7 protein-coding genes are annotated in these 14,340 nt (G+C 66.2%); all 7 read left to right on the forward strand.

The features are described from left to right. Positions 1 to 4 precede the first annotated feature (4 nt). The 7 genes from ACX80Q_RS10860 to ACX80Q_RS10890 are packed head-to-tail and all read left to right on the forward strand — an operon-like array spanning position 5 to position 14,283. Positions 5 to 1,618, forward strand: a complete 1,614-nt coding sequence (locus tag ACX80Q_RS10860) for a (2,3-dihydroxybenzoyl)adenylate synthase (protein ID WP_459330547.1) — start codon at positions 5 to 7, stop codon at positions 1,616 to 1,618. Positions 1,619 to 1,647: 29 nt separating this feature from the next. Then, positions 1,648 to 2,571 carry an isochorismatase family protein gene (locus ACX80Q_RS10865; protein ID WP_459330548.1) on the forward strand — a complete coding sequence of 308 codons (924 nt, stop codon included), beginning with the start codon at positions 1,648 to 1,650 and terminating at the stop codon, positions 2,569 to 2,571. Beyond that, positions 2,568 to 2,795 (forward strand): MbtH family protein, encoded by a 228-nt coding sequence (locus tag ACX80Q_RS10870; protein ID WP_459330549.1) that lies wholly within the window; start codon positions 2,568 to 2,570, stop codon positions 2,793 to 2,795. Before ACX80Q_RS10865 ends, ACX80Q_RS10870 begins: the two co-directional genes overlap by 4 nt. Positions 2,796 to 2,821: 26 nt before the next feature. Then, positions 2,822 to 11,386, forward strand: a complete 8,565-nt coding sequence (locus ACX80Q_RS10875; protein WP_459330550.1) for an amino acid adenylation domain-containing protein — start codon at positions 2,822 to 2,824, stop codon at positions 11,384 to 11,386. Next, on the forward strand, positions 11,383 to 12,216 hold the full coding sequence (locus ACX80Q_RS10880; protein WP_459330551.1) for a siderophore-interacting protein: 834 nt from the start codon (positions 11,383 to 11,385) through the stop codon (positions 12,214 to 12,216). Before ACX80Q_RS10875 ends, ACX80Q_RS10880 begins: the two co-directional genes overlap by 4 nt. Then, the gene (gene entS / locus ACX80Q_RS10885) at positions 12,209 to 13,537 is read left to right on the forward strand and encodes an enterobactin transporter EntS (protein WP_459330552.1); all 1,329 of its coding nucleotides are present in this window, start codon (positions 12,209 to 12,211) and stop codon (positions 13,535 to 13,537) included. The genes ACX80Q_RS10880 and entS overlap by 8 nt, the downstream gene beginning before the upstream one ends. Continuing rightward, positions 13,534 to 14,283, forward strand: coding sequence for a 4'-phosphopantetheinyl transferase family protein (locus ACX80Q_RS10890; protein ID WP_459330553.1), 750 nt, complete (start codon positions 13,534 to 13,536; stop codon positions 14,281 to 14,283). Before entS ends, ACX80Q_RS10890 begins: the two co-directional genes overlap by 4 nt. Positions 14,284 to 14,340 lie beyond the last annotated feature (57 nt).

A 14,340-nucleotide genomic window follows, 5' to 3' on the forward strand; every position in this document is an offset into this window, starting at 1 on the left:
AACCGTGGCGTGGCCGCAAGCGAATGCCGACTACTACCGCCAGCAGGGCTATTGGGCCGGCGAGCGCCTGGACGCCATCGCAGCCGGTCATGCTCTGGACCGGCCTGATGCGGTTGCGCTGGTGGATGCCGCCGAGCGTGTCAGCTATGCCGAGTTGGAGCGCCGCGTTGCGGAGCTTGCCGCGGGTTTTGCGGCCCTCGGCATTGGCCCAAGCGACAGGGTCCTGCTGCAGCTGCCCAACCGGGTCTCCTTGGTGGTGAGCGCCCTGGCTCTCATGCGGGCAGGAGCCATCCCGGTGTACCTGCTGCCGGCCCACAGGATTAGCGAGCTCAGGGCCATTGCCGCGCAGGCGGATCCGGTTGCCTACATTGGCCCGGCCGTTCATGACGGCTTTGATTTCAGGGACATGGCAGCAGTTCTGGCCCAGGGCATTCCCGGGGGCCTGATGGTGATGATCGACGGCGCCCCGCGCACCTCCCAGCTGGAGCTGGCGTCTGTGGCCCGGCTTGGCGCCGTGAGCCCCCGCAAGGCCCCCGTGGTGGACACCTCCGAGCTGGCGTTCCTGCAGCTGTCCGGCGGAACCACTGGCACGCCCAAGCTCATTCCGCGCAGTCATGACGATTACCTCTACTCGGTACGCCAAAGTGTTCAGGTGTGCCGCTACACCAGTGACACTGTCCTGTTGCTGGTGTTGCCGGCTGCGCACAATTTCCCCATGAGTTCACCGGGGTTCCTGGGTGCGCTGCTGGCTGGTGGGCGTGTGGTGCTGGCGGCCCATGGTGCCCCCGAGTTGGCCTTTGCCCTCATTGAGCAGGAAAAAGTCACCCACGTACCGCTCGTGCCGCCGTTGGCGTTGGCGTGGACACGTGCCGCCCGCAACAGCACAGCCAACTTGAGCAGTTTGGACACCGTCTCGGTGGGTGGGGCCAAGTTCCTGCCGGGTGCCGCCGTCGAGCTTCAAAAGGTACTGCGGGTGCGGCTACAGCAGGTCTTTGGCATGGCCGAAGGCCTTGTCTGCTACACCCGGGCCGAGGACGATCCGTTCACCGTGGCAGAAACCCAGGGGCGCCCCATGAGTGTCGATGATGAGGTGCTGATTCTTGATGACGCCGGAAACCCCGTAGCACCCGGAGACCCCGGGCAGCTGCTCACCCGCGGCCCGTACACCATCCGCGGCTACTACAAGGCTCCCGAACACAACAAATCCGCATTCACTGCCGATGGCTACTACCGCACCGGTGACATTGCCCGGCAGCTGCCCAGTGGCCACCTGGTGGTGGAGGGGCGCAGCAAAGACCAGATCAACCGGGGCGGGGAGAAGATCTCCGCCGAGGAGGTTGAGGACCACCTACTGGCGCACCCCAACATTTTCGATGCAGCCGTGGTGGCCGTCCCGGACAAGTTCCTGGGTGAAATCTCCTGCGCCGTGATCGTGGCCGAAGGTCAGCCGCCCTCACGGCAGGATGTTCATGCCTTCATTCGCAGCCGTGGCGTGGCCGCCCACAAGATCCCTGACCGGGTGCACATTGTGGCGGCGTTCCCCGTAACAGGTGTGGGCAAGAACAGCCGGGCAGAACTTCGGCGCACCCTCAAAGATCAGCTCACCCCAAGCGCCTAACATCACTCGCAACCAACAAAGGATTTCCCATGCACAATGACCTTCCCCCGAGCATCGCCTACGCCATGCCCACCCCTGAGCAGCTGCCTCAGCCCTCTGTGCCGTGGACAGCTGACCCCAGCCGGTCAGCCTTGCTGGTCCATGACATGCAAAAGCATTTCCTGCGCCCGTTCGGTGCAGGCCAGGAACCAGCCACCACACTGGTGGCCAACGTTGCCAGGCTCATCCAGCTGGCCCGTGAGCTGGCCATCCCCGTGTACTACACAGCCCAGCCGGCCCACCAGCAGCCCGCGGACAGGGCCCTGTTGAACGATTTTTGGGGTCCGGGCATTGGCTCCAATGAGGACGGCGCCCGCATCATTGACGAGCTGGCGCCGCAACCTGGGGACACGGTGCTGACCAAGTGGCGCTATTCGGCATTCCAGCGCTCGGACCTTGCCGAGACGCTGCGGGCCAAGGGGCGGGACCAGCTCATCATCACAGGTGTCTACGCGCACATTGGCTGCCAGGTTTCAGCCGCTGACGCCTTCATGAATGACTTCCAGCCGTTCCTGGTGTCCGACGCCGTTGCCGACTTTAGCGCCGACCACCACGCCCAGGCGCTGGCATGGGTGGCAGGACGCTGTGGAGTTGTCATCCCAACGGAGTCACTGGTTGCCACCTGGGCGCCGGGGCAAGCATCAGCTGCGAGCGCCGTCGAAAACATCAGCGAGCGGGTGCGGACATACGTTGCCGAGCTCATGTACGTGGAGGCAGCCAGCATTGGCGACCACGACGACCTGCTGGACCTTGGCCTGGACTCCATCAGAATCATGGATCTGGTGGAAACCCTGCGCGGGGATGGCCTGGCAGCTTCCTTTGAGGTGCTGGCCGGAGCCTCCACGGTGCACGCATGGGCCACAGCCCTGGAACTGGCCACATCAGAGCTGACAGCAGTGGGGGTCAACGCATGAGTGCGTCCAGCAATCCCTTTGACCATGAGGAGGGTGTGTTCCTGGTGTTGAGCAACCTGGAGCAGCAACAAAGCCTGTGGCCTGAGTTTGTGCCCGTACCCATGGGGTGGCACACCATTTTTGGGCCCGATTCACACACCTCATGCACCGAGTACATCGAACGGCAGTGGAGCGACCTGCGGCCGTTGAGCCTACGCGAGCACGCCCGCGCCAGCACGTCCTAGCCCACTCCTTACCGACAGGAACTTCCATGCCGTCATCGCCAACCCTTGCCCAACACCAGCACCCACTGGATGCCCTCACCCTGATGCCCCTGGCTGGCGCACAACCGGGCATTTGGTATGCCCATCAGTTGGAGGGGGAGCAGAGCAGCAGTTACAACGTTGCCCGCTATGCCCAGATCGACGGCGAGCTGGACTCCGCGGCGCTGGCTGAGGCTGTTCGGCGGGGCCTGTCTGCCGTGGACACAGTGGCCTTCCGCTTTGGCGAGGTGGCAGGGGCGCCCATGCAATGGCAGGACAGTGCCAGCCCACAGGCGCTGGAAGTCATTGACCTGCGTGCCGAGGGTGAAAGCAGGGCCCATGAGGTGATGGGCACAGACCTTGCCGCAGAAGTGTCCCTCACGGGGGAGGATCCCCTCTACCGGCAGCTGCTGCTGCGGGTGGGGGAGCACCGATGGTTCTGGTACCAGCGCTATCACCACATCCTGGTGGATGGCTACAGCTTCAGCGCCATCACCCGGCACATCGGCGCCCACTACGCATCCCTGGTGCAAGGCACACCCGAACCGGCCCCTGCCTTCACGTCCTTTGCGGAGGTGGTTGCGGCAGAGGCCAGCTACCGGGGTTCCAGCGCTGAGGAGGCGGACGCCGCCTTCTGGCGTGGCTACTGTGCACAGCTGCCACCGGCACTGACCCTGGCAGTCCCCGAATCCCTGAGTGCCGCAGCAGGTCCGGCCCGGCGCAGCGGGATCAGCCTTGACACCGCCCTCACGGCCAGGCTCTCCCGCATAGCAGCCTCGCACAAGGTCAGCTGGGCCGATGTACTGACCACAGCCATAGCCAGCTACCTGGCAAGGATGGCCAACACCACCGAGGTGATGCTGGGCATTCCCTTCATGGGACGCATGGGAACGGCGGCCCTGCGGGCAGCGGGACCCGTAGTTGCCGTCATGCCCCTGCGGCTTCATGTCCCCCATGGGGACTCGCTGGGCCAACTGTCTGCAGCAACGGCAGCAGCCCTGGGCGCAGTTCGAGGGCACAGCCGCTACGGCGCAGAACAGATTCGCCGCGACGCCGGGCTGGTGGGTAGTGACTCTGCCCTGCACGGTCCCGTGCTCAATTTGAAGATCTTCGAATACATGTTCGAACTGCCCGGAGTGACGCTTTCCACCCATCATCTGTCCGCCGGACCCGTGGATGACCTGGAGTTCGCCGTATACAAGAACAACGGCAGCATTGCCATCGAATTCGAAGCCGCCCCGGCACGGTATACAGACAAAGACCTGCAACTCCACGGCGAACGCCTGCACGCCTGGATCACTGCGCTCGCAGCCAGCGATGAGGTCAAACCCGCAACAGCGCCACTACCCCTGGCCAATGAACTCGCCTCCATCACCGGCGAATGGGGCACCGGACCCACTGTGGGTGCTCCCTCCGGTGCGCCCACCTCCACAGTCATGGAACGCCTGGACCGGCTCGTGTCCCGGCAGGGCACGGACACCGCCCTGGTGGCAGGCACAGACACCCTGAGCTTTACCGAACTAGGCCAGAGATCCAACGCACTGGCCAGGCACCTGATCAGCCACGGCGTAGGACCCGGCCAGGTAGTCGCCGTCGCACTTCCCCGCTCCATCGAAACAGTGGTGAGCATCGCAGCAGTACTCACCGCGGGCGCCGCCTACCTGCCCCTGGACCTGGACTACCCCAGTGAACGCCTCGCCTACATGCTGCGCGACGCAGCACCCCACGTCCTCATCACCACCTGCGAGCTCCAAACCCAGCTGCCCTTCACCGCACACGTGGTCCTGATCGACTCACCGGTCACCCACGACGCCATCGCCCGCGAACCCGGCGGACCCATCCAACAAGCCGAACGGCTGCGACCCGTCACCCCCAACGACCTGGCCTACATCATCTACACCTCAGGCTCCACAGGAAAACCCAAAGGCGTCATGACACCCCACACCGGGCTGTCCAACCTTGTCGCGACCCATGAAGCAGGAGTATTCGGAGAAGCAGTGGACGCGCTCGCAGGCCGGACGGTCCGGGCAGCCCACAGTGCGTCGTTCTCCTTCGATTCTTCTTGGGAGCAATTGATCTGGATGTACCTGGGCCACCAGCTACACGTCCTGGACGATGAACAGCGCCGCGACCCGCAGGCCATTGTGGACCTGGTGTGTGCGGAGCGCATCGACGCCATTGATGTCACGCCGTCCCTGGGGTCACAGCTGCTCGACTGTGGTCTGCTGGCGCCGGGGGAGCACCACCCGGCCCTGATCCTCTTTGGCGGGGAGGCCGCCTCGGCGGCCTTGTGGGCCGCCCTGCGCGCGCACAGCAACTCCGGCACGCACAGCCACAACTTCTATGGCCCCACCGAATACACCGTGGACACGCTGGGGGCCTCCGTGGCTGAGTCCAGCCACCCCGTGGTGGGCCGGCCCATTGGCAATACCCGTGTCCACATTCTGGACGATCAACTTCGCCAGGTGCCTGTGGGGGTGGTGGGGGAGTTGTACATTGCCGGCGACGGCCTGGCCCGCGGCTACCTGGGCCGCCCCGGGCTGACGGCGTCGCGTTTTGTGGCGGACCCGTTTGGCTCCGGCGGGCGCATGTACCGCACCGGCGATCTTGTCCGTTGGCAGCACGACGGCCACATTGACTACCTCAGCCGCGCAGATGACCAGGTTAAGGTGCGCGGGCACCGGGTGGAGTTGGGCGAGGTGGAAGACGCCCTGGGCTGCTTGCCCAATGTGGCTTCGGCCGTGGTCATTGCCGAGGCATTGGGCCACACCAACAGGCTCATCGGCTACTTTGTGCCGGCCGCCGGCAGCGATCTGGCCGGTGCGCAGGCCCCCGAGGCGCAGCTGCGAGCCTTGCTGGCGGCGTCGCTGCCGGACTATATGGTGCCCGCTGTGCTGGTGCGGATCACGGCACTGCCCCTGACGGTCAACGGAAAAGTTGACCGCGCAGCACTCCCTGCCCCCACTGCCCCGGCGGTGGGACGCAGCAGGCCCCCGGCCAATGACCTCGAGGCCCTGGTGTGTGAGGCCGTGGCCACTGTGGTGGGCCAGCTTTCAGTGGGGCCCGACGATGACTTCTTTGTGCTTGGTGGAGACAGCATTTCTGCCATGGCAGTGTGCGGCGCCGCCCGGCGGGCCGGCTACCAGCTGCGCCCCCGCGACGTGTTCGCCCAGCGGACGCCCGCAGCCATGGCAACAGCCTTGGTCCCGTTGGAGTCCCAGCAGCGTCACACCGTGGCCGCCACTGGTGTTGTTGACGCGCTGCCCATCCAGCACTGGTTTGCCGAGAATGCTGGCCTGGACGCCCACTACGCCCAAGGCGTCTGTGTCGCCGTGCCCGCGGGGCTCACGGCGGATCTTCTCGGCGAAGCGCTGGCCGAACTTTTCCGTGTCCACCCGGCTCTGCGGGCAATGGCTCGCGGCGGGGAAATGGTGATTCCGTCCCCCGAGGTGATTCCCGGCGTCGTCCGCGGCACAGTCACGGACCGCACGGACCAGCCCCTGGCCACAGCGGACACTGAGTTCCCGGCTGCGGCACTCAGGCTGGATCCGGCCCAAGGCATCATGGTCCAGGCCGTGCTGCTCGCCGGCGAAGGGGACCGGCAGCTGGTGCTAGCCATTCATCACCTGGTGGTGGACGGCGTCTCCTGGCGCACCCTGCTCCCCGATCTGGACCAGGCCGTGACGGCTTTGCTGGCCGGCCGGCGCCCGCAGCTTGAGGCGGAACAAACCTCCCTGCGTCAGTGGGGCCACCGGCTGCGTGCCCAGCAGGAGTCACGCCGCGCAGAACTGGGCCACTGGTTGGCGCAGTTGCAGGGTGGCATGGATCCCTTGGGGCGCGGCGCCCTCGATCCGGCGCTGGACACCCACCACACTGCCGGGACTGCCCGCATCCTGCTCAGCGAAGAAGCCACTACTGCTATCTTGCACACGCTGCCAGAATCCTGCGCCGCAACGGTCGAGGAAACCCTGCTGGCCGTGACGGCGTTGGCAGTTGCCAGCCACTTTGGCCAGCATTCCCTGCAGCTGACCCGTGAATCCCACGGCCGCCACAGTGAGGTTGACGATCTGGAACGCACCGTTGCTTGGCTCACGGATGAGCACCCGCTGTTCCTTGATGTTGCAGGCATGGTTGACCAGCCGCTGTCGGAGGGCAAGGGCCATCCCGCGCCCCTACTGCGTGTGGTCAAGCAGGCGGTTCGTTCCACCCCTGCAGACGGCATGGGGTACGGCATACTGCGCTACTTGGACGGGACGAACCAGCCCGAACTGCGCGCCGCCGCGGCACAGAACCCGCCGTCCCTGCTGGTGAATTGCCTGGGCCGGTTCTCCCTAGCGGAGGGCCATTTCACCCCCGTCCAGCAGGGCACGGTTTTTGCCGATGCCTTTGCCGTGAGCCAGGACGGCGCCATGCCGCTGACGCACCCGCTGGAACTCAATGCCTTCCTCGACGGCGAACAGCTCGCCCTGGGCTGGACCTGGGCAGCCCGGTTGCTGGACGCAGCGGATGTTGCGGCCGTGACAGCGGCCATGGAAAGCATCGCCGCCGCGTTGGCGGAATGCGCCCGTGCCACGCCTGCGCTGGCGGCGGCAACCCTGGTGCCAGCCGATGTACCCGGCACGGGCCTGGACGCAGCAGCGGTGGCCCGCATCGAGTCCGGCCACGGCCCCGCACTGGCAGTGCTGCCACTGGGGCCGCTGCAGTTGGGCCTGCTGTTCCACGACCAGCTCGGCGCCCAGGGTGGCAACTACAGCTCGGTGACTGTTTTGGAACTGGCCGGGAAAGTGTCCGGCGAGCGCATGCGTGTTGCGTTGGAGCTGATGCTGGATGCCCACCCGCAGCTGGGTGCGTCCTTCAACACGGGCGCGGGCCCCGTCCCCGTCCAAGTCATACCGCACCCGGCGTTCAGGGCGCCCCTCGACTTCGCCGAAATCCTGATTGCCGACACCACCGATCCCGCGGGCGCCACGCTGGACTTGGAACGCAAGGAAGCTGCACGTGCCTTCGATGTGGAGCGCGGGCCCCTGCTGGCCGCCCGGCTGGTGTGGTGGACCGACGGTTCGGCCCGGCTACTGCTCAGCGCCCACCACCTCCTGGTGGATGGCTGGTCCACGCCGCTGATCGTCACGGCGTTGCTGGAGTGCTACAACTCCGGCCGCACGGGCACCGCCAATGCCCTGCAAAAGTACGTGGCCGCGTCCAACTCCCGCCGCGTTGTTGAGGCAGACAGGACAGCCTGGCAGCAGGCGCTTTCCGGCGCCACACCCACCTTGCTGGAAGGCACCCTGGTTCCCCGCGCCGTCGAGGGGGGACCGCTGGAATCCTCCGACACGCTGGATGCTTCGCTCTGTGCCGCACTGTCCGCCACGGCGTTAGTGCACGGCGTGACCCACAATTCCCTCTTTGCCCTGGCCCACGCCTTGCTGGTTTCCGAGCTGACGGGAAGGCCCGACGTCGTCTTCGGCACCACAGTCTCCGGGCGCGAAGACGAACAGAGCCACAACGTCATTGGCCTGTTCACCAACACCGTGCCCGTGCGGGTGCGTTTCAACCCGGCCCTGCCTCCGGCCGCGCACCTGGCCCCGCTGCAACAACACCAGGTGGAACTGCGCGAGCACGCCCGCCTTGGCCTGGCCGAGATCCAGCAACTGGCCGGCACCGGCACATTGTTCGACTCCCTGTTTGTCATGGAGAACTATCCGGCCGATGAAGAATCGCCAGATGCGGGCAGCGCCGATCTGCGGGTGGCGGCCCTGGGCAACCGCGGCTACACCCACTACCCACTCACTGTCCTGATCCTGCCCGAGAACCACGGCTACAAGGTGGTTGTGGAGCACAGGCTGGGCGCCACCACCGGCTCCACCCTGCTGCCGCGCTTCCTGGCCGCCCTGGCGCGCATCACCTGCCCTGCTGCGGAAAGTCTGGCGGCGATGGATGCGCTGCTGCCAGCGGAGAAAGCCGCCCTTGACAAGGTCAACGCCACCGGGCGTCCAGTGGCCCAGGTGACGCTGCGCGATCTACTCAATCAGGGGGGACTGTCGCATCCCGCGGCTCCGGCCCTCCATTTCGGCGAGACAACGCTGAACCATGCCGAGCTGCGCCACCACGTGGCGCAGCTGGCCGCACGCCTGCGCCGTTCAGGGGTGCGCACCGGAGACCTTGTGGCCGTCAGCATTCCGCGCTCCGCCCAATTGAGCATTGCGTTGTTGGCAGTGGTTGAGGCCGGCGCCGCCTACCTGCCCCTGGACACCGGCTATCCCCGGGAGAGGCTGGATTACATGCTGGCCGACGCAGGGCCAGCAGTGGTGCTGACGACCCCTGCCCTGGCGGCTGGTTTCCCCGCGTCCGTCGTCACCATTGTGGTCCCCGAGGAGCCCTGCATGCAGCCCACGGACACTGATCTGCGGTGGTGTGAGGAAGTGGCTGCGGAGCTGTCGCCGGCGCATCCTGCCTACGTCATCTACACCTCCGGATCCACGGGCCTGCCCAAGGGAGTGGTGGTGTCGCACGCCGCCATTGTGAACAGGCTGCTGTGGATGCAGGACGCCTATCCGCTGGACGCCACGGATGTGGTGATTCAAAAGACGCCTTCCAGTTTTGACGTCTCCGTCTGGGAATTCTTCTGGCCCTTCATCGCCGGTGCCGCCCAGCTGGTGGCCCCCGCCGAGGTTCACAAGGATCCGGTGGAACTACAGGCGCTGATGCAGCGTGGGGCGGTCACCAGCGTGCACTTTGTGCCGTCCATGCTGGCCGCCTTCCTCGCTGATGCCCCCGGTACGGTGCCAGCGGGCGTGTTGCCGGCGCTGCGCCAGGTGTTCTGCAGCGGCGAGGCGCTCTCGCGTGAGTTGAGCGCGGCAGCCCAGGATCGCTTTGGGGTGCCCGTCCACAATCTGTATGGCCCCACGGAGGCAGCCATCGATGTGAGCTTCTTTGCCGGTGCCCAGCCAGTTGACGGCCAGGTCTCCACCTCGGTGCCCATCGGCGCCCCGGTCTGGAACACGCAGCTGCACGTTTTGGACGGGACGCTGCGCCAGGTGCCCCAGGGGGTGGCAGGGGAGCTGTACCTGGCCGGGCAGCAGCTGGCCACGGCGTATCTGGGCCGGCCGTCCCTCACTGCCAGCAGGTACATTGCCAACCCCTTTGATAGCGGCACCCGCATGTACCGCACGGGTGACATTGTGCGCCGCCTGCCCAGCGGGGACCTGGAATACCTGGGCCGCGGCGATGACCAAATAAAGATCCGGGGCCAGCGCATTGAACTCGGCGAGATCGAGGCCGTGCTTGCATCCGTCCCGGGTGTGGAGGCGGCAGTCGTGGCCGCGAAGTCCCTGGGCGGTGGCACCGCTCTGGCGGGAGCGGACAACAGGTCCCTCATTGCCTATGTGGTGCCCGGCGCCGCGGCCAGCGATGCCGGCCCGGAGGAGCTTCTTTCGCTCTGTCGGGAGCAGTGCGCCGGCAGGCTGCCCGCCCACATGATCCCGGCGTCGTTCATGGTTTTAGCGGCACTGCCCCTGACCAGCAACGGAAAACTGGACCGCAACGCCCTGCCCCTACCAGCGCTGGCAGCATCGAGCGGACGGGCACCCGCCGGCTGGCTGGAGGAAACCGTCGCCGGCGCCTTCGCCACGGTGTTGGGTGTTCCGGTGGCAGGTGCGGGGGACGATTTCTTCGCCCTGGGCGGCCATTCGCTACTGGCCATGCGGCTCGCCGCCGAGCTGGGCCGAACCCTCGGCCGCAAAGTGGCCGTGGGCACCATCATGACAACGGGCACCGTGGCGGCATTGGCGCGGCGGATCGAGGGCGCCTCGGACGGGCGGGAAGCCTTTGCCGAGATCCTGTCGATTCGCAGCGGCAGCACCGACCCGGTGTTCTGCATCCATCCGGCGTCGGGATTCGCCTGGCAGTACAGGTCCCTGGCACCCTATCTGGACCCTGAACAGACGCTCATTGGCTTGCAATCGCCGCGCCCCACGGGCCCTCTCGCCACAGCCCACGATCTTGCAGAGGTGCACGCCAGGCACTACAACAGCATTCGCTCCGTGCAGCCGCACGGGCCGTACAAGCTGTTGGGTTACTCGCTGGGCGGCACCATTGCCCAGGCCGTGGCCGCACGGCTCGCCGCCGAGGGGGAGCAGGTGGCGTTCCTGGGGCTGCTGGACACCTACCCGCCGGAAGACCAGGACTGGGGCGCAGGTGCGGAGGCGGAGATTGCCGCCGAGGCGCAACGCGAACAGTTGGGTCTCGACGGCGGGGACAGCGAGTCCCGCGCGGAACAGGCCGCCATGACTGCGGAGATTATTGCCAACTACAAGGACTCTGTGCGGCTGCTCTCGGCCGCTAGCACAGACCATTTCCCCGGCCGGGCCGAGCTCTTCGTGGCCATGGCAACTGTGCCGGAGGGCTTTGACCCCGAACGCGCCTGGTCTCAGCGAGTGGACAGCTTGCGGGTCCACCCCGTGGATTGCGCCCACGAAGACATCCTGTCCCCGGCAACCCTGTCAGTGCTCGGCCCGCAACTGGCCGCGTTGTTAGCGCAGATCCCCAGTCCCACCCATCGAAAGGCTCCAGCATGAGAACCCCCATCACCAACGAACCCCGCATCACACTGCGCATGCATCCCTTGGTGCCGCGCCTGCTCCGGGTTGTTGATGCGCAAACCCTGGCCCCCGCCATGCGCCGGATAGTGTTGAGCGGTGAGGATCTGGCGCAGCCGTGCCCCTTTGAGCCCCTGACGGTCTCGGACCACGTCAAGGTGGTGTTTCCCGAACTCGAGTCGGGCGAAATTCATCTGCCCACGGTTACCGATGACCGTTTGGTGATGCCGCAGGGACGGCCGCGGCCCATTTTCCGTGACTATACTGTTCGCTCGTACGACGCCGCCGCCCGCCGCCTGACGCTCGACTTTGTGCTCCACGACCACGGGGTTGCTGGGCGCTGGGCGCAGCACGCAGCCACGGGCGATCCGCTGGGGGTGCTGGGTCCGCGGGGCTCACAGCTCTACCCGGGCGACTTTGAAAACTACCTGATAGCCGGTGATGAGACGGCCCTGCCGGCCATGGCACGCTGGGTTGAGGAACTGCCCAGCGGCGCCCGGGCCCAGGTGTTCATCAGTGTCGCCAACCCGGGTGAAAGGATCGCTTTGGCGGATCGCCAGGGCATCGAGGTCACGTATCTGGATCGTTCAGCCCAGGGTCCGGCCGTATTGCTGGACGCTATCGAGAACTTTGTCAGGCCCCAGGGGGAGCTGTTCGTTTGGGTGGCGGGGGAGGCCGCTGCCATCAAACCCATCCGCCGCCATGTGCGTGACGTACTGGCAATCCCGGCGGAGCATGCGGACATTGACGGCTACTGGAAGCAAGGGACAGCCGGGCTGGACCACCACGAGCAAGACGACGATGACTGAACCGGCCACAAGCAGGTTCCTCGCCGGGCTCGTGATCGACACCAGCCCCCTGCGCAGCAGTGCCGCATTCAGGCGCATCTTCATTGCCCGCACCATCTCCATCTTTGGCCTGGGCATGCTGGCCGTGGCCGTGCCGGTGCAGATCTTTGAACTGACCGGATCAACGCTGCAGGTGGGCATTGCAGCCACCGTGGAAGGGCTCTGCGCCTTTGCCGGGCTGCTGGTGGGCGGCGACCTGGCCGACAGGTTCGATCGGCGCAAAATCATCCTCTACTCACGCATGATCGGCGGCACGGGCTTTGCCTTGTTGGCAGTCAACGCGTGGCTGCCGGATCCCTCCGTGGCCGCCATTTACGTGGTGGGCGGAGTGGACGGCTTCTTCGGAGCACTCAGCGTCACGGCACTCATGGCGCTCACACCCACCCTGGTGCCACGGAACAAACTGGCTGCCGCGGGTGCCCTGAACATGCTGACTGTCCGGCTGGGCACCATGGCCTCACCCGCACTGGCCGGGGTCATCATTGCCGCGGCCGGGGTGGGCTGGACCTATGCTGGCGCTGCAGCGGCCACCCTGCTGACCATCACGTTGTTGACGGGCCTGCCGTCGCTGAAGCCGGAGCAGGCAGGGCCGCGCAGCCACCCCGTGCGGGCTGCCGCCGAGGGTGCCGCGTTTGTGTACCGGCAGCCAATTGTCCGCGCCGTCGTGGTGCTGGGGACACTGGAAACCATGGCCTCGGGCATTCGCATCATGCTACCCGCGCTCGGTGTTGTGGCCTTGGGTGTGGGCGCCCAGGGCACGGGGCTCCTGTATGCGGCCGTGCCGTGCGGAGCGGTTGTGGCCACCTTGTTCAGTGGTTGGATCGGCCAGGCACGGCATCCGGGCCGAGCCATGGCCGTGTTCTCCATTGCCTCCTTCGTCTCCCTGGCCGCCTTGGGCTTGAGCCGGGATCTGGCCAGTGCCTTGATTCTTTTGGCACTTTTTGGGGCCCTGAGTTCCCTCAGCGGCGTTCTGCAATACGCACTGGTACAGGCCCACACGCCCGATCACCTGCTGGGGCGGGTCAATGCCCTGTGGATGGCGCAGGAAGTGGGCGGGGATTCCGTGGGCGCACTGGGCTTGGGCGGGTTGGGCCGCGCCGTACCGGCCACCCTGGCGGTGCTGATCTTCGGCACAGTTGCCACGGTACTGGGCACCGCCGGACTCATCGGATTCGGTGCCCTACGCCGCACCGGGTCCCTCGATGCACCTTCGCCGCAGACGTTCGGCCCCGATCCCGGGCAGGCGGCTCTCTCCACTACTCCAGCTTCCGCAACGCCATGACCGAGGATGCATTCCTGCCGTCTGGCCACGTGTGGTTTGCCCAAGCAGCCGTTGAACCATCGGCAGCCCAGTCGTTACTTCTGAGTCCGGCGGAACGGTCCATGGTGGGGGCCAAACGGGACACCGTGGACCGGGACCGCTCGGCCACCGCACGGGTGCTGTTGAAACTCCTGCTGGCCCAAGAGTTTGACGTTGATCCATGCAGCGTCAGCTTGCTGCCGCCGGCCGGGGCAGGCGGCAAGCCGGTGCTCCGCCATGCCCCCGTGCCCGGACTGACCACGCCGCTCCAGGCCAACGTTTCCCACGCCGGCAGGCAGATCATTGTGGCCGTGACCCAGGGAGCCGGTGTTGGTGTGGACGTCGAGGAGCATCGAGCCACATCCTTTGCCGGCTTCGATGACGTGGCACTCTCCGCTCAGGAACGTCGGCTCGTCGCCAGCCTGCCGCCAGGATTGCGTGCCCGGCAGCGGGCGGACTTTTGGGTCCGTAAGGAAGCCGTGCTCAAGGCGTTGGGGGTGGGGTTGTTGCGAGACCCTGCCCAGCTGGACTTTGTTGCTGCCGGCGCCTGCTCCACCGCGGAAATTTCTGGTCATCCGCTGCTTGCTGTGCAGCTTGTTCAGGCTCCGCCAGGCTACTCGGCGGCGTTGGCTGTGAGGGGAGCTGCCGCCGTCGTAGGTCATGAAGCGTCATTCTCAGCTACCCACATCACGAATTACGCAACAAGAATATGGCCCATTAGGAAGTAAGGGTAGGCTATGCTAAGTTTTCAACGGCGAGCGCGCGAGAATGCGGCGCTCGAACCC

This window comes from Arthrobacter sp. HLT1-20 (genome assembly GCF_054510895.1).